We start from the raw sequence: 15,964 nt of genomic DNA on the forward strand, positions 1-15,964 counted from the left end.
GTTTTTTGACTTAACTAGTGGCTGTTTTCAGATTTCGGGCGTCTACAGGCACAGAGTGTCCTGCAAGCGTCTCGCTTGCCCCCATTTTCGGGCATTGAGTTGACCAGGGAAGTTGCTATTGCATGTGGCGTGAAACCAAAATTCTGCTGATCGATGACGATAGCGTCCGCCGCCGCGACCTGGCGGTGATTTTAAATTTTCTCGGCGAAGAAAATTTACCCTGCGGCAGCCATGACTGGCAGCAGGCAGTCGGCTCTTTGTCGTCTAGTCGTGAAGTCATTTGCGTACTAATCGGGACGGTTAATGCTCCTGGCGCGCTTTTGGGCTTGTTAAAGACACTCTCAAGCTGGGATGAGTTCCTTCCCGTCTTGCTGATGGGCGATAATTCTTCCGTCGACTTGCCCGAAGACCAGCGCCGCCGGGTGTTGTCGACCCTGGAAATGCCGCCGAGCTACAGCAAATTGCTCGACTCCCTGCACCGTGCCCAGGTCTATCGCGAGATGTACGACCAGGCCCGTGAGCGCGGTCGCCATCGCGAACCCAACCTGTTCCGCAGCCTCGTTGGCACTAGCCGTGCGATTCAGCACGTGCGCCAGATGATGCAGCAAGTCGCCGATACCGACGCCAGCGTGCTGATCCTTGGCGAGTCCGGCACTGGCAAGGAAGTGGTTGCGCGTAACCTGCATTACCATTCCAAGCGTCGCGACGCGCCGTTTGTGCCGGTCAACTGCGGGGCGATCCCGGCAGAGCTGCTCGAAAGCGAATTGTTCGGCCACGAGAAGGGCGCCTTCACCGGCGCGATCACCAGCCGTGCTGGCCGCTTTGAGTTGGCCAACGGCGGGACGCTGTTCCTCGACGAAATCGGCGACATGCCGCTGCCGATGCAGGTCAAACTGCTGCGCGTCCTGCAGGAACGCACCTTCGAACGCGTGGGCAGCAACAAGACCCAGAGCGTCGATGTGCGCATCATTGCCGCGACCCACAAGAATCTCGAAAGCATGATCGAGATCGGCACCTTCCGCGAAGATCTTTACTATCGCCTGAACGTGTTCCCGATCGAGATGGCGCCGCTGCGTGAGCGCGTCGAAGACATCCCGCTGCTGATGAACGAACTGATCTCGCGCATGGAACACGAAAAGCGCGGCTCGATCCGTTTCAACTCGGCGGCGATCATGTCGCTGTGCCGTCACGGCTGGCCGGGCAACGTCCGCGAACTCGCCAACCTCGTTGAGCGCATGGCGATCATGCACCCGTACGGGGTGATCGGCGTGGTCGAGTTGCCGAAGAAATTCCGCTACGTCGACGACGAAGACGAGCAACTGGTCGACAGCCTGCGCAGTGATCTCGAAGAGCGCGTGGCCATCAACGGTCATACCCCGGACTTCACCGCCAACGCCTTGCTGCCGCCGGAAGGCCTGGATCTGAAGGACTACCTCGGTGGTCTCGAACAAGGCCTTATTCAGCAGGCGCTGGACGACGCCAATGGCATCGTGGCGCGAGCGGCCGAGCGTCTGCGTATTCGCCGCACCACGCTGGTGGAAAAGATGCGCAAGTACGGCATGAGCCGCCGCGACGGAGACGAACAGGCGGAGGATTGACGCCTGTTTTTCAACTGCTTCATTTATAAGCAGTTTTTTTTAGGCACGGGTATTGCTACATCCCTCGCAACGTTCCGTTTAACTGACGGTCAGCCACGCGAGAGACCACAATGCCCCACGCCGCCCCGATCTCTTCTGCCTCCCGATCCGAGGCATCATCCTCGTCCGTAGAGCAGGCCAGCCGGCAGGGTCTTGAGCAGTCGTTCGCGCTGTTCAATCAGATGTCGAGCCAACTGACCGACTCTTACAGCATGCTTGAAGCGCGGGTCACCGAGCTCAAGGGTGAACTGGCCGTGGTCAGCGCCCAGCGCATGCAGGAACTGGCGGAAAAAGAACGCCTGGCCAACCGTCTGCAAAACCTCCTCGATCTGTTGCCCGGTGGCGTCATTGTGATTGACGGTCACGGCATTGTCGTCGAAGCCAATCCGGCCGCGATCGAGTTGCTCGGCCTGCCGCTGGAAGGCGAATTGTGGCGCCACGTCATCGCCCGCTGCTTCGCGCCGCGTGAAGACGATGGCCATGAAATCTCTCTGAAAAACGGTCGACGCTTGTCGATTGCCACCCGCTCGCTGGATGCCGAGCCGGGGCAATTGGTGCTGCTCAACGATTTGACGGAAACCCGTCATCTGCAAGATCAACTGGCGCGCCACGAGCGTCTGTCGTCGTTGGGGCGCATGGTCGCTTCGCTGGCCCATCAGATCCGTACGCCGTTGTCTGCGGCTTTGCTGTACGCCAGTCATTTGACTGAGCAGGAATTGCCGGTCGCCACTCAACAACGTTTCGCCGGGCGCCTGAAAGAACGCCTGCACGAGCTGGAGCACCAAGTGCGCGACATGCTGGTGTTCGCCCGTGGCGAGCTGCCGCTGACCGATCGCCTGACGCCGACTGCTCTGATGCAATCGCTGCAAGCCGCCGCGCTGACCCATGTGCAGGATCTGCCTATCCGCTGGCAGTGCGACAGTCATGCCGGCGAGTTGCTGTGCAACCGCGACACGCTGGTCGGCGCGCTGCTGAATCTGATCGAAAACGCCATTCAGGCCAGTCCCGGTGACGTGCGCCTGAAAGTGCATTGCTACGCCCGCGACAACACGTTGCGCATCAGCGTCAGTGACAGCGGCAGCGGCATCGAGCCCGCCGTTCTGGCGCGTCTCGGCGAACCTTTTTTCACCACCAAAGTGACCGGCACTGGCCTCGGCCTGACCGTGGTCAAAGCAGTCGCCCGTGCGCATCAGGGAGAATTGCTGCTGCGTTCGCGAGTCGGGCGCGGCACATGCGCGCAGGTGATCCTGCCGCTATTTTCCGCTGTACAAGGAGCTGAGTGATCGCCATGGGCATCAAGGTTTTGCTGGTCGAGGACGACCGCTCGTTGCGCGAAGCGCTGGCCGACACGCTGTTGCTGGCCGGGCATGATTACCATGCGGTCGGCAGCGCGGAAGAGGCGTTGACGGCGGTGGCGCGTGAGGCGTTCAGTCTGGTGGTCAGCGACGTCAATATGCCTGGCATGGATGGTCATCAATTGCTCGCGCTGCTGCGCGCTCGCCAGCCGCAATTGCCGGTGTTGCTGATGACTGCCCACGGCGCAGTCGAGCGCGCAGTCGATGCGATGCGTCAGGGCGCGGCGGATTATCTGGTCAAACCGTTTGAGCCCAAGGCCTTGCTCGATCTGGTCGCGCGGCATGCGCTGGGCAATCTCGGCGCGTGCGAAAGCGAAGGGCCGATTGCGGTCGAACCGGCCAGCGCCCAGCTTCTTGAATTGGCGGCACGCGTCGCGCGCAGCGATTCCACGGTGCTGATCTCCGGTGAGTCCGGCACCGGTAAAGAAGTGCTGGCGCGCTACATTCACCAGCAATCCCATCGCGCCAATCAACCGTTTATTGCGATCAACTGCGCGGCGATTCCGGACAACATGCTCGAAGCGACATTATTCGGGCACGAGAAAGGCTCGTTCACCGGCGCCATTGCTGCTCAGGCCGGCAAGTTTGAACAGGCGGACGGCGGCACCATTCTGCTCGACGAAATCTCCGAGATGCCGCTGGGCCTGCAAGCCAAACTGCTGCGCGTCCTGCAAGAGCGCGAAGTCGAGCGCGTTGGCGCGCGCAAGCCGATCACCCTGGATATTCGCGTGGTCGCCACCACTAACCGTGATCTGGCCGGTGAAGTGGCGGCGGGGCGTTTCCGTGAAGACTTGTTCTATCGGCTGTCGGTTTTTCCGTTGGCCTGGCGGCCGTTGCGCGAGCGCACCGCCGACATCCTGCCGCTGGCCGAGCGTCTGCTGGCCAAACACGTCAATAAAATGAAGCACGCGTCGGCAAAACTCTCGCCCGAGGCGCAAGGGTGCCTGACCGGTTACCCGTGGCCGGGCAATGTCCGCGAGCTGGATAACGCCATTCAGCGCGCCTTGATTCTGCAGCAGGGCGGTTTGATCCAGCCGCAGGATTTCTGCCTGTCCGGCCCGGTGATGTTTGCCACATTGCCGACGCCAGCGCCCGCTGCGCCGGTGATTCGTGAAGTCGAGATCGAGGCGGATTCCGCCGGTGCCTTGGGCGATGACCTGCGCCGCCGGGAGTTTCAGATGATCATCGACACCCTGCGCAGCGAGCGTGGCCGGCGCAAAGAGGCGGCGGAAAAGCTCGGCATCAGCCCGCGCACCCTGCGCTACAAACTGGCGCAAATGCGTGACGCCGGGATGGATGTCGAAGGTTATCTGTTCGCCACTTGATCCCGCGCAATGCTGTGAAATAGCTTTTCTGAAAAGGGTGTCCATGAGCTGGCACCCTTGTTGCTAATACCTGTGTACCCGCCGAGTGAGTGTCAAAAAATTGCGGGCCGCCCAAGAGAGTAGACCATGAGCCAAGGTATTGAATTTAATCGGTTGATGATGGACATGAAGGCCATGAAAATGGACGCCATGTCTTCGCCGAAGACCACTTCCGCCGTGCCGGAAATGGCCGGCAGCAGCTTTTCCGACATGCTCGGTCAGGCCATCAACAAAGTCAGCGATACCCAGCAGGCGTCCACTCAGTTGGCCAATGCTTTCGAAGTCGGCAAGACCGGCGTCGACCTGACTGACGTGATGATCGCTTCGCAAAAAGCCAGCGTGTCGTTCCAGGCTCTGACCCAGGTGCGCAACAAACTGGTTCAGGCGTATCAAGACATCATGCAGATGCCGGTTTAAGGACGAGATTGAGTCATGGCAGAAGCAGTCGCCGATAACGTTCCGGCCAAGGCCACCCCGATAGACGGCAAACCGCCGTTGTTCGGCTTGTCCTTCCTGGAAAACCTCTCCGAGATGACCATGCTGCGTCAGGTGGGCCTGTTGGTCGGCCTGGCAGCGAGCGTGGCGATTGGCTTTGCCGTGGTGCTGTGGTCGCAGCAGCCGGATTACCGTCCGTTGTACGGCAGCCTTGCCGGCATGGACGCCAAGCAGGTCATGGACACCCTGGCCGCCGCTGACATTCCTTACAACGTCGAACCGAACTCCGGCGCCTTGCTGGTCAAAGCCGAAGACTTGTCCCGTGCGCGGATGAAACTCGCAGCCGCTGGTGTCACTCCCAGCGACGGCAATATCGGTTTCGAAATCCTCGACAAGGAACAGGGTCTGGGCACTAGCCAGTTCATGGAAGCGACCCGTTATCGTCGCGGCCTCGAAGGCGAACTGGCACGCACCATTTCCAGCCTGAACAACGTCAAGGGTGCCCGCGTGCACCTGGCGATTCCGAAAAGCTCGGTGTTCGTCCGTGATGAACGCAAGCCAAGCGCTTCGGTTCTGGTCGAGCTGTACTCCGGTCGTTCGCTGGAGCCGGGTCAGGTGATTGCGATCATCAACCTGGTGGCGACTTCCGTTCCCGAGTTGAGCAAATCGCAGATCACCGTCGTCGACCAGAAGGGCACCTTGCTCTCGGATCAGGCGGAAAACTCCGAAATGACCATGGCCGGCAAGCAGTTCGATTACAGCCGCCGCATGGAAAGCATGCTCACCCAGCGCGTACACAACATTTTGCAACCGGTGTTGGGCAACGATCGCTACAAGGCTGAAGTCTCGGCCGACATCGATTTCAATGCCGTCGAATCCACCGCCGAGCAGTTCAACCCGGATCAACCGGCGTTGCGCAGCGAGCAGTCGGTCAACGAACAACGCACCGCCAGCAATGGCCCGCAGGGTGTGCCGGGTGCCTTGAGCAACCAGCCGCCGTCGCCAGCCTCGGCACCGCAGACCACCGCCAATGCCGCCGCGCCGGCTGCCATGGTGCAACCGGGTCAGCCACTGGTGGATGCCAACGGTCAGCAGATCATGGATCCGGCCACCGGCCAGCCAATGCTCGCGCCGTATCCGGCAGACAAGCGTCAACAATCCACCAAGAACTTCGAGCTCGACCGTTCGATCAGCCACACCAAACAGCAGCAGGGCCGCCTGAATCGTCTGTCGGTGTCGGTGGTGGTCGACGATCAGGTCAAGGTCAATGCGGCCAACGGTGAAACCACCCGCGCGCCGTGGACCGCCGATGAATTGGCGCGCTTCACCCGTCTGGTGCAGGACGCCGTCGGTTTCGACGCCAGCCGTGGCGACAGCGTCAGCGTGATCAACATGCCGTTCTCCGCTGAACGCGGTGAAGTGATTGCCGACATTCCGTTCTACTCTCAGCCGTGGTTCTGGGACATCGTCAAACAAGTGCTGGGTGTGTTGTTCATCCTCGTGCTGGTGTTCGGCGTGCTGCGTCCGGTGCTCAACAACATCACCAACGGCGGCCGCAGCAAAGAGCTGGCGCTGGGCAGTGATGTCGAGCTCGGTGGCATGGGCGGTCTGGATGGCGAACTGGCCAACGATCGCGTCAGCCTCGGTGGTCCGCAATCCATTCTGCTGCCTAGCCCGAGCGAGGGTTATGACGCGCAGCTGAATGCAATCAAGAGTCTGGTGGCAGAAGACCCGGGTCGCGTGGCCCAGGTCGTGAAAGAGTGGATTAACGCAGATGAGTGATAACCGAGCCGCCAGCGTCAAACTGAACAAGGTCGACAAAGCCGCGATTCTGCTGCTGTCCCTGGGTTCGACCGATGCCGCACAAGTGTTGCGCCACATGGGCCCGAAAGAGGTTCAGCGGGTCGGCGTGGCTATGGCGCAGATGGGCAACGTCCATCGCGAGCAGGTCGAACAAGTGATGAGCGAGTTCGTCGACATCGTCGGCGACCAGACCAGCCTCGGCGTCGGCTCCGATGACTACGTGCGCAAAATGCTCACGCAAGCCTTGGGCGAAGACAAGGCCAACGGCCTGATCGACCGCATCCTGCTCGGTGGCAACACCAGCGGCCTCGACAGCCTGAAGTGGATGGAACCGCGCGCCGTTGCTGACGTGATCCGTTACGAACACCCGCAGATTCAAGCGATCGTGGTGGCCTACCTCGACCCCGATCAGGCCGGTGAAGTGCTCGGCAACTTCGACCACAAAGTGCGTCTGGACATCATCCTGCGCGTGTCGTCGTTGAACACCGTGCAGCCAGCGGCATTGAAAGAGCTGAACCAGATTCTCGAGAAGCAGTTCTCCGGCAACTCGAATGCCTCGCGCACCACCCTGGGTGGCATCAAGCGTGCGGCGGACATCATGAACTTCCTCGACAGCTCGATCGAAGGCCAGCTCATGGACTCGATCCGCGAAGTCGACGAAGACCTGTCCGGTCAGATCGAAGACCTCATGTTCGTGTTCAACAACCTCGCCGATGTCGACGACCGTGGCATTCAGGCGTTGCTGCGCGAAGTGTCTTCCGACGTGCTGGTGCTGGCCCTCAAGGGTTCGGACGAAGGCGTCAAAGAAAAGATCTTCAAGAACATGTCCAAGCGTGCCGCCGAACTGCTGCGCGACGACCTCGAAGCGAAGGGCCCGGTGCGCGTCAGCGACGTCGAAACCGCACAGAAAGAAATCCTCACCATCGCCCGCCGTATGGCCGAAGCCGGAGAAATCGTCCTCGGTGGCAAGGGCGGCGAGGAAATGATCTAAGCCCATGGACAAGCATGACGAGTCTGTGACGGATCTGATCCGCGCCCGCGATGTTCGTGGTTTCGAATCCTGGGCGCTGCCGAGCTTCGACCCGCCAAAACCGGAACCCGAGCCCGAGCCTGAGCCTGAACCGCCGGAAATGGAAGAAGTGCCGCTGGACGAAGTCCAGCCACTGACCCTGGAAGAACTCGAAAGCATCCGTCAGGAGGCTTACAACGAGGGCTTTGCCATTGGCGAAAAGGAAGGTTTCCACAGCGCCACCCTCAAGGTGCGTCAGGAAGCCGAGGTCGCTCTGGCCGCCAAACTCGCCAGCCTTGAGCAGTTGATGGCCAACCTGTTCGAGCCGATCGCCGAGCAGGATACGCAGATCGAAAAGTCGCTGGTCGACCTCGTGCAACACATCACCAAACAGGTGATTCAGCGCGAACTGGCCATCGATTCGACTCAGATCGAGCACGTCATGCGCGACGCCCTCAAGCTGTTGCCGCTGGGCGTCGACAACGTGCGTCTGTACGTCAATCCGCAGGACTTCGAGCAGGCCAAAGCCCTGCGCGAACGTCATGAAGAAACCTGGCGCATCGTTGAAGACGAAACGCTGCTGCCGGGCGGTTGCCGGGTCGAAACCGCGCACAGTCGCATCGACGCGAGCATCGAAACCCGCGTTGGTCAGGTCATGGCCAAGCTGTTCGATCAGTTGCACGAACAAGCGTTGCACCCGGCTGAAGCGGATCTGAGCCTTGAAATTCCTGAAGACGTAAAACCGGCGGCCACTGCTGAAGAGCCGCTTGCGGACGACCCCGATGCGCCTTGAACGCACCAGTTTCGCCAAGCGCCTGGGCAGCTATGCCGAGGCCGTCGAAATTGCCGGGGCGCCGATTCTCGAAGGTCGCCTGCTGCGCATGGTTGGCCTCACCCTCGAAGCCGAAGGCCTGCGTGCCGCCATGGGCACGCGCTGCCTGGTGATCAACGACGACAGCTATCACCCCTCGCAGGTGGAAGCGGAGGTCATGGGTTTCTCCGGTAGCAAAGTTTTTCTGATGCCGGTCGGCAGTGTCGCCGGCATCGCCCCGGGCGCCCGCGTGGTGCCGCTCGCCGACACCGGACGTTTGCCGATGGGCATGAGCATGCTCGGTCGCGTGCTGGATGGCGCCGGTCGTGCGCTGGACGGCAAGGGCGGGATGAAAGCCGAAGACTGGGTGCCGATGGACGGCCCGACGATCAACCCGCTCAACCGTGACCCGATCAGCGAGCCGCTGGACGTCGGCATTCGTTGCATCAACGGTTTGCTGACGGTGGGGCGTGGTCAGCGTCTCGGCTTGTTCGCCGGTACTGGCGTTGGTAAATCCGTGCTGTTGGGCATGATGACCCGCTTCACCGAGGCCGACATTATCGTCGTCGGGCTGATCGGTGAGCGTGGTCGAGAAGTTAAGGAATTCATCGAGCACAGCCTCGGTGAAGAAGGTCTCAAGCGCTCGGTGGTCGTCGCCTCTCCGGCGGACGATGCGCCGCTGATGCGTCTGCGCGCGGCGATGTACTGCACGCGCATCGCCGAGTATTTCCGCGACAAGGGCAAGAACGTCCTGTTGCTGATGGATTCGCTGACGCGTTTCGCTCAGGCCCAGCGGGAAATCGCTCTGGCCATCGGCGAGCCGCCAGCGACCAAGGGTTATCCGCCGTCGGTGTTCGCCAAGCTGCCGAAACTGGTGGAGCGCGCCGGTAATGCGGAGAAGGGCGGGGGTTCGATTACCGCGTTCTACACCGTGTTGTCCGAAGGCGATGACCAGCAGGATCCGATTGCCGACTCGGCGCGAGGCGTGCTCGACGGCCACATCGTGTTGTCGCGGCGTCTGGCCGAGGAAGGTCATTACCCGGCCATCGATATCGAAGCGTCGATCAGCCGGGTGATGCCGGCCGTGGTCTCGGTTGAGCACATGCAGCGTGCGCAGTACTTCAAGCAGTTGTGGTCGCGCTATCAGCAGAGCCGCGACTTGATCAGCGTGGGTGCCTACGTTGCCGGTGGCGATCGCGAAACCGATCTGGCGATCTCGCTGCACCCGCAGTTGGTGCGCTACCAGCGTCAGGGGCTCAACGACAAAATCAACATGGGTGAAAGCCAGGCCTACCTGGAAACCCTGTTCGCCCCAGCGGCGGGCGGGTAACCGGTCATGGCTGCCGTCAGTCGAGCCGCGCGTCTGGCGCCGGTGGTGGACATGGCTGAAAAAGCCGAGAAAACCGCCGTGCAGCGCCTCGGTTACTTTCAGGGCCAAGTGAAGGTGGCCGAAAGCAAACTCGCCGACCTCAATGCCTTTCGTCTGGATTATTCCGAGCAGTGGATCGTGCGCGGCAGCACCGGCGTGACCGGGCAGTGGCTGCTGGGTTTTCAGGGGTTTCTGGCGCAACTCGATACGGCTGTTGATCAGCAGCGGCAGAGTCTGAACTGGCACCAGAACAATCTCGATAAGGCGCGCGAGGCCTGGCAACAGGCGTTTGCCAAAGTTGAAGGCTTGCGCAAACTGGTGCAGCGCTACCGCGAAGAAGCCCAGCGCCTTGAAGACAAGCGCGAGCAGAAATTGCTCGACGAATTGTCGCAGCGCCTGCCACGGCATGAACCCTTTTAGAAGATCAAAAGATCGCAGCCTTCGGCAGCTCCTGCACGCGATCCCTGTAGGAGCTGCCGAAGGCTGCGATCTTTTGACGTTGCTTGTTCCTTGCCCCGAGGTCAGTCAGATGCTAAACCTTGTACACGTTCGTCAATGACAAGGAAGCCAGTCAATGTCAGTCGTTGCAGAAGTCTCACCGGATGGGAAAAAGCTCAAAATCTCGGTCAAAGGCCGATTCGATTTCGGCAAACATCAGGAATTTCGCAATTCCTATGAACGGGTCGACCCCGAGCCAAATTCCTATGAGCTGGATCTGAAAGAGACCACTTATCTGGACAGTTCCGCGCTCGGGATGCTGCTGCTCCTGCGTGACCACGCGGGCGGTGATGATTCGGATATCCGGGTGGTCAACCCCAACTCCGACGTGCGCAAAATCCTCGCCATCTCCAATTTCGACAAACTCTTCGACATCACGTGACGGCCATGCAGGCGCAAGAGCCGCTGACCATCCTGATCGCCGAAGACAGTGCCGCCGATCGCCTGCTGTTATCGACCATCGTCCGCCGTCAAGGCCACGAAGTGCTGGCGGCTGCCAACGGTGCCGAAGCCGTCGAACTGTTCCGTCAGCAGCAGCCACAACTGGTGCTGATGGACGCAATGATGCCGGTGATGGATGGCTTCGAAGCGGCGCGGCAGATCAAACTGCTGGCCGGTGAAACGCTGGTGCCGATCATCTTCCTGACCTCGCTCAGCGAAAGCGAAGCACTGGTGCGTTGCCTGGAGGCGGGCGGCGACGACTTTCTGGCGAAGCCCTACAACCAGATCATCCTTGCCGCCAAAATCAAGGCGATGGATCGCTTGCGCCGCCTGCAAGACACCGTGCTGCAGCAACGCGACCTGATCGCCAAACACCACGATTACCTGCTCAACGAACAGCGCGTGGCCAAAGCGGTGTTCGACAAGGTCGCGCACTCCGGTTGCCTCAGCGCGCCGAACATTCGCTACCTGCAATCGCCTTACGCGCTGTTCAACGGCGACCTGCTGTTGGCGGCGTACACCCCGGCGGGTGATATGCATGTGCTGCTCGGCGATTTCACCGGCCATGGGTTGCCGGCAGCGGTGGGCGCCATGCCGCTTGCCGAAGTGTTTTACGGGATGACCGCCAAGGGTTACGGCCTGGCGGAAACCCTGCGCGAGATGAACGCGAAGCTCAAACGTATCCTGCCGGTCGACATGTTCTGTTGCGCCACGTTGCTGTGCCTGAGTTCGCTGCGGCGCTCGGTGGAAGTGTGGAACGGCGGCATGCCTGACGGTTATCTGCACAGGCTCGCGACGGGTGAGCGGGTTCCGCTGAAAGCACGGCATTTACCGCTCGGCGTGTTGAGCGCGCAGGCCTTTGATGACAGCACCGAAGTGCATGCGATGGCCGTCGATGATCGGGTGTTTCTGCTGTCCGACGGCGTCATCGATACCAGCGATGCCAATGATCAGCTGTTCGGTGTCGAGCGCTTGCAGCAAGTGTTTGCCGCCAATCGTGAGCCTGACCGGTTGTTCGAGGACATCGAGCAGGCGCTGCGGGATTTTCGTGGCGAGGCGCGCGACGATGTCAGCATGGTCGAAGTCAGCCTGCTCGCGCCGGCGCAGCTCAAACCAACGGCGCCGGTGTATTCCGACAGCGGCCAGTCATGCCCGCTCGATTGGTCGGTGAGTTTCGAGTTTCGCGGTGCCACGCTCAAGCGCTTCAACCCTTTGCCGTACCTGTTGCAGTTGCTGCTGGAAGTGCATGGCCTGCGCGGGCAGAGCGGCGCGTTGTACAGCGTGCTCGCCGAGTTGTATTCCAATGCGCTGGAACACGGCGTGCTCGGTCTCGATTCCAGTCTCAAGCGCGATGCGGTGGGGTTCGCGCGTTATTACGAACAACGCAACACGCGGCTGGAAGCATTGCAGGACGGCTACGTGCGCGTGCATTTGCAGGTCACGCCGCAAGAGCAGGGCGGTTGTCTGGTGATTCGCGTTGAAGACAGCGGCAAGGGTTTTGATGTGGCGCGGGTGATGGAGCGGCCGCTGGAAAATGTCCGTTTGTCGGGACGTGGGGTCAGCCTGGTGCGGCAACTGGGGCGCAACGCCAGTTGGTCGGACGAAGGTCGTAGTGCCCGCGTGGAGTTTTTCTGGGAGGTTCAGGCATAATCCGCGCAATTCTTGATCAAGGAGTGAACAAGTGACTGACCCACATGTGGATCGCGACGTACTCGATACTTTGCGTGACGTCATGGAGGAGAACTATCCGGATTTGCTGGATACCTTCCTGACGGATTCCGAAAGTCGCTTGCAGGAGCTGCAAGCGACCGCCGATGCCGAAAAGCTGTCGGAGGTCGCTCACAGCTTGAAGGGCAGCGCGAGCAACATGGGCGCTGTTCGCCTGGCCGAGTTGTGCCAGGCACTGGAGTCGGACGCCAGACACAAAAGCCCCGCTGAAATCGTCAAACTGGTCGCTGAAATCAGCCTCGAATTTGATGGCGTTCGCCCGGTTTACGAAAGCGAACGGCAGCACACGCATACTCATTGAACCGGCCGCCGGACGCTTTTCTCAAGCGTTCGGCGAAACTGGCCCGGCACTTGCAATCAATTTTCTCAACTGTACTTACGAGCCCCGTGCAGCGGAGACCGTTTCATGCCTGCGACCCCCAATATCCTTCTTCAGAATGCCGCTCAGGCCAAGGCGCAAGCTGCCTCGGCCAAATCGTCGGCGATGGCCGCAGAGCCCGTAAATAAAGCCTCCAGCTTCGCCAAAGTGTTCGCCGATCAGGGTGCGAACAAGCCTGTTGTCAGCACCGATAACCCGGCGAAAACCGCGCGCGATAAAGCCGCTGACAGCGCTGGCAAGAAAGACCTCGCCAAGGATCAATCTGCCGCCCCGGCTCCGGCGGTTGCCGATAGCGGCAATGCCTTGCCTGCTGACAAATCCGCGGCGGCCGATGACGCCGCTGCCAGCGATGACACTACCGATCCTGCGCAAACGCCGGTTGCCGACGCCAGCATGACTGATCCTGCGCTTGATCCGGCCTTGGCTGTTGCCGTGCAACCGGTGGCTGCGCCTGTGGTGCCAGCCCCGGTTGCCGCTGCACCGGCGCAACCTGAAGCCGAAACACCAGCAGTCGCCGTGTTGCCAGCAGTCAAAGACCCGGCGGCCTCGACCGATAGCGATTTCGACCCGGCAGCCGATCCGCTCGATTCGATGCCGGCGGTGCGTTTGGCGATGGAGCAGGGCGGGCATATTTCCGCTGCCAGCCAGGCGCAACCGAAAACCACCTCGGCACAGGCTCAGGCTGACGGTGAATTGACCTCGGCGCAGAACTTCGCCGCCGGCATGGCCAGCATGCTCGACGTGCAAGCCGACAAGGACAGCACCAGTCAGGGCGGCGACAAAGCGTTCAGCGGCCTGATCGATGACGGCCTCAAAGACCTCAAGACTGCGACCAGCGATACCCGCGTTGATGATTTCGCCAACCGTCTCGCTGCGTTGACGCAGGCTGCCACACCAAAAACCGCGAACGCCGTGCCGGTGAATCAACCGATCGCCATGCATCAGAACGGCTGGACGGAAGAAGTGGTCAACCGCGTCATGTACCTGTCCAGCGCCAATCTGAAGGCGGCGGATATTCAGCTGCAACCGGCCGAGTTGGGGCGTCTGGATATCCGCGTGAATCTGGTGCCGGATCAGCAGACCCAGGTGACGTTCATGAGTGCGCATCCGAGCGTGCGAGAAGCGCTCGACAGCCAGATGCATCGCCTGCGCGAGATGTTCACGCAGCAGGGCATGGGTCAGGTTGACGTTAATGTGTCTGATCAGAGCCGTGGCTGGCAGGGCCAGCAGGGTCAGGAACAGGCGCAGCAGGGGCAGAGCGGTCGTACCAGCGCGGCGGGTGGTCGTCTGGATTCGGCGGATGAAGAAATTGCCCCGGTCAGCGCGGCCGAGATTGCTGCCAACACCACCAGCGTGATCGGCAGCAGCGCCGTCGACTATTACGCCTGACGGGTTGTAGCGACACCAAAAGATCGCAGCCTTCGGCAGCTCCTACAGGGTGTACACATCCAATTGTAGGAGCTGCCGAAGGCTGCGATCTTTTGCTTTTCAGTCCTGTTGATCCAGGCGCCGATCCCCGGCCGACACTTCTGGCATAACACTTGCTCTTGCCTTGCCGTGCGACTGTGAAAACCTGATTAGTGACGGATTATTGGCATGGCGAAGAGCGAAGCTGCAGCAGTAAAAGACCCCGCAACCAAAGGCAAACTCAAGCTGATCATCATGATCGTGCTCGCGTTGCTGTTGGCCATTGGTGCATCCGTGGGGGCGACCTGGTTCTTCATGCACAGTGCCCAGAGCAAACCAGAGGCTGCGGCTGAAACCGCCCCGACCGGCAAACAACCGGCGATTTTCGAACCGATGGCGCCGGCCTTCGTCGCCAACTACAACCAGAACGGCCGTCAGCGCTACATGCAGGTGAGCATCACCATGCTCGGGCGCAATCAGGCCGATCTGGAAGCGCTGAAAGTGCACATGCCGGTTATCCGCAACAACCTGGTGATGCTCTTCTCCGGTCAGGATTTCGCCACACTGGCGACGCCGGTCGGCCAAGAGATGTTGCGCCAGAAGGCCACCGCCAGCGTCCAGGAAGTGGCGCAGAAAGAACTTGGCAAAGTGGTCATCGAACAGTTGCTTTTCACTAATTTCGTACTGCAGTAGGAACACGACATGGCCGTGCAGGATCTGCTGTCCCAGGATGAAATCGACGCGCTGTTGCACGGCGTCGACGATGGTCTGGTACAGACCGATGACGCTGCCGTACCCGGCAGTGTCAAAAGCTACGACCTGACCAGCCAGGATCGCATCGTCCGTGGACGCATGCCGACTCTGGAAATGATCAACGAGCGTTTTGCCCGCTACACCCGCATCAGCATGTTCAACATGCTGCGCCGCTCGGCGGACGTTGCCGTCGGTGGCGTGCAGGTGATGAAGTTCGGCGAATACGTGCACTCGCTGTACGTACCGACCAGCCTAAACCTAGTCAAGATCAAACCGTTGCGCGGCACCGCGCTGTTCATCCTTGACGCCAAACTGGTGTTCAAACTGGTGGACAACTTCTTCGGTGGCGACGGCCGTCACGCCAAGATCGAAGGGCGTGAATTCACCCCGACCGAACTGCGCGTGGTGCGCATGGTGCTGGAGCAGGCCTTCGTCGATTTGAAGGAAGCCTGGCAGGCGATCATGGAAGTCAATTTCGAGTACATCAACTCGGAAGTGAACCCGGCCATGGCCAACATCGTCGGGCCGAGCGAAGCGATCGTGGTCTCCACGTTCCACATCGAACTGGACGGCGGCGGCGGCGATCTGCACGTGACCATGCCGTACTCGATGATCGAGCCGGTGCGCGAAATGCTCGACGCCGGTTTCCAGTCGGATCTCGACGATCAGGACGAGCGCTGGGTCAACGCCCTGCGTCAGGACGTGCTCGATGTCGACGTGCCGATCGGTGCCACCGTCGCTCGCCGTCAGTTGAAACTGCGCGACATCCTGCACATGCAGCCCGGCGATGTGATTCCGGTCGAGATGCCGGACGAAATGATCATGCGCGCCAATGGCGTGCCGGCCTTCAAGGTCAAGATGGGCTCGCACAAAGGCAACCTCGCGTTGCAGGTTATCGAGCCGATCGAGCGCCGCTGAAACGGCGCCACCCCCCCCTTTTTGCACTAACTGAATTGTTGCCCGCCGAGGACACAT

The 15,964-nt window shown here is 60.7% G+C and carries 15 protein-coding genes; all 15 read left to right on the plus strand.

Annotated features, from left to right (window positions below; all coding sequences use genetic code 11):
* Positions 1-122 precede the first annotated feature (122 nt).
* Positions 123-1,598, plus strand: coding sequence for a sigma-54 dependent transcriptional regulator (locus tag AD669_RS07495; RefSeq protein WP_053118349.1), 1,476 nt, complete (start codon positions 123-125; stop codon positions 1,596-1,598).
* Between the two features lie 110 nt (positions 1,599-1,708).
* Positions 1,709-2,920, plus strand: a complete 1,212-nt coding sequence (locus tag AD669_RS07500) for a PAS domain-containing sensor histidine kinase (RefSeq protein ID WP_053118350.1) — start codon at positions 1,709-1,711, stop codon at positions 2,918-2,920.
* A gap of 5 nt (positions 2,921-2,925) precedes the next feature.
* Positions 2,926-4,317, plus strand: a complete 1,392-nt coding sequence (locus AD669_RS07505) for a sigma-54 dependent transcriptional regulator (RefSeq protein WP_053118565.1) — start codon at positions 2,926-2,928, stop codon at positions 4,315-4,317.
* Between the two features lie 126 nt (positions 4,318-4,443).
* The gene (fliE, locus tag AD669_RS07510) at positions 4,444-4,773 is read left to right on the plus strand and encodes a flagellar hook-basal body complex protein FliE (protein ID WP_053118352.1); all 330 of its coding nucleotides are present in this window, start codon (positions 4,444-4,446) and stop codon (positions 4,771-4,773) included.
* Between the two features lie 15 nt (positions 4,774-4,788).
* Positions 4,789-6,573, plus strand: a complete 1,785-nt coding sequence (gene fliF / locus AD669_RS07515; RefSeq protein WP_053118354.1) for a flagellar basal-body MS-ring/collar protein FliF — start codon at positions 4,789-4,791, stop codon at positions 6,571-6,573.
* Positions 6,566-7,585 (plus strand): flagellar motor switch protein FliG, encoded by a 1,020-nt coding sequence (gene fliG / locus AD669_RS07520; RefSeq protein ID WP_053118356.1) that lies wholly within the window; start codon positions 6,566-6,568, stop codon positions 7,583-7,585. The genes fliF and fliG overlap by 8 nt, the downstream gene beginning before the upstream one ends.
* Positions 7,586-7,589: 4 nt before the next feature.
* Positions 7,590-8,396, plus strand: coding sequence for a flagellar assembly protein FliH (gene fliH, locus AD669_RS07525; RefSeq protein WP_053118358.1), 807 nt, complete (start codon positions 7,590-7,592; stop codon positions 8,394-8,396).
* A complete protein-coding gene (fliI, locus tag AD669_RS07530; protein WP_053118360.1) occupies positions 8,386-9,744 on the plus strand; it encodes a flagellar protein export ATPase FliI in 1,359 nt (452 codons plus the stop codon). The genes fliH and fliI overlap by 11 nt, the downstream gene beginning before the upstream one ends.
* A gap of 6 nt (positions 9,745-9,750) precedes the next feature.
* Positions 9,751-10,203: a flagellar export protein FliJ gene (gene fliJ / locus AD669_RS07535; protein ID WP_053118362.1), complete on the plus strand. Its 453-nt coding sequence runs from the start codon at positions 9,751-9,753 to the stop codon at positions 10,201-10,203.
* Between the two features lie 154 nt (positions 10,204-10,357).
* Positions 10,358-10,663 (plus strand): STAS domain-containing protein, encoded by a 306-nt coding sequence (locus AD669_RS07540; protein WP_053118364.1) that lies wholly within the window; start codon positions 10,358-10,360, stop codon positions 10,661-10,663.
* A gap of 5 nt (positions 10,664-10,668) precedes the next feature.
* On the plus strand, positions 10,669-12,372 hold the full coding sequence (locus AD669_RS07545; protein WP_053118366.1) for a fused response regulator/phosphatase: 1,704 nt from the start codon (positions 10,669-10,671) through the stop codon (positions 12,370-12,372).
* Between the two features lie 31 nt (positions 12,373-12,403).
* Positions 12,404-12,751: an Hpt domain-containing protein gene (locus AD669_RS07550; RefSeq protein ID WP_053118368.1), complete on the plus strand. Its 348-nt coding sequence runs from the start codon at positions 12,404-12,406 to the stop codon at positions 12,749-12,751.
* A 105-nt stretch (positions 12,752-12,856) separates the two neighbouring features.
* Positions 12,857-14,218, plus strand: a complete 1,362-nt coding sequence (locus tag AD669_RS07555) for a flagellar hook-length control protein FliK (RefSeq protein ID WP_053118370.1) — start codon at positions 12,857-12,859, stop codon at positions 14,216-14,218.
* A gap of 207 nt (positions 14,219-14,425) precedes the next feature.
* A complete protein-coding gene (gene fliL, locus AD669_RS07560) occupies positions 14,426-14,929 on the plus strand; it encodes a flagellar basal body-associated protein FliL (protein ID WP_053118371.1) in 504 nt (167 codons plus the stop codon).
* Between the two features lie 9 nt (positions 14,930-14,938).
* On the plus strand, positions 14,939-15,907 hold the full coding sequence (gene fliM / locus AD669_RS07565) for a flagellar motor switch protein FliM (RefSeq protein WP_053118375.1): 969 nt from the start codon (positions 14,939-14,941) through the stop codon (positions 15,905-15,907).
* Positions 15,908-15,964 lie beyond the last annotated feature (57 nt).

Origin of the sequence: Pseudomonas sp. P1.31 (assembly GCF_001269815.1) — a bacterium.
GTDB lineage: Bacteria > Pseudomonadota > Gammaproteobacteria > Pseudomonadales > Pseudomonadaceae > Aquipseudomonas > Aquipseudomonas rustica.

What these genes read in the sequence shown, in the direction of transcription:
- AD669_RS07540 (WP_053118364.1), top strand. Translation starts at nt 10,358, where the DNA reads ATGTCAGTCGTTGCAGAAGTCTCACCGGATGGGAAAAAGCTCAAAATC.
- fliF (WP_053118354.1), top strand. Translation starts at nt 4,789, where the DNA reads ATGGCAGAAGCAGTCGCCGATAACGTTCCGGCCAAGGCCACCCCGATA.
- fliI (WP_053118360.1), top strand. Translation starts at nt 8,386, where the DNA reads ATGCGCCTTGAACGCACCAGTTTCGCCAAGCGCCTGGGCAGCTATGCC.
- fliH (WP_053118358.1), top strand. Translation starts at nt 7,590, where the DNA reads ATGGACAAGCATGACGAGTCTGTGACGGATCTGATCCGCGCCCGCGAT.
- fliJ (WP_053118362.1), top strand. Translation starts at nt 9,751, where the DNA reads ATGGCTGCCGTCAGTCGAGCCGCGCGTCTGGCGCCGGTGGTGGACATG.
- AD669_RS07500 (WP_053118350.1), top strand. Translation starts at nt 1,709, where the DNA reads ATGCCCCACGCCGCCCCGATCTCTTCTGCCTCCCGATCCGAGGCATCA.
- fliG (WP_053118356.1), top strand. Translation starts at nt 6,566, where the DNA reads ATGAGTGATAACCGAGCCGCCAGCGTCAAACTGAACAAGGTCGACAAA.
- AD669_RS07555 (WP_053118370.1), top strand. Translation starts at nt 12,857, where the DNA reads ATGCCTGCGACCCCCAATATCCTTCTTCAGAATGCCGCTCAGGCCAAG.
- fliE (WP_053118352.1), top strand. Translation starts at nt 4,444, where the DNA reads ATGAGCCAAGGTATTGAATTTAATCGGTTGATGATGGACATGAAGGCC.
- fliM (WP_053118375.1), top strand. Translation starts at nt 14,939, where the DNA reads ATGGCCGTGCAGGATCTGCTGTCCCAGGATGAAATCGACGCGCTGTTG.
- AD669_RS07505 (WP_053118565.1), top strand. Translation starts at nt 2,926, where the DNA reads ATGGGCATCAAGGTTTTGCTGGTCGAGGACGACCGCTCGTTGCGCGAA.
- fliL (WP_053118371.1), top strand. Translation starts at nt 14,426, where the DNA reads ATGGCGAAGAGCGAAGCTGCAGCAGTAAAAGACCCCGCAACCAAAGGC.
- AD669_RS07495 (WP_053118349.1), top strand. Translation starts at nt 123, where the DNA reads ATGTGGCGTGAAACCAAAATTCTGCTGATCGATGACGATAGCGTCCGC.
- AD669_RS07545 (WP_053118366.1), top strand. Translation starts at nt 10,669, where the DNA reads ATGCAGGCGCAAGAGCCGCTGACCATCCTGATCGCCGAAGACAGTGCC.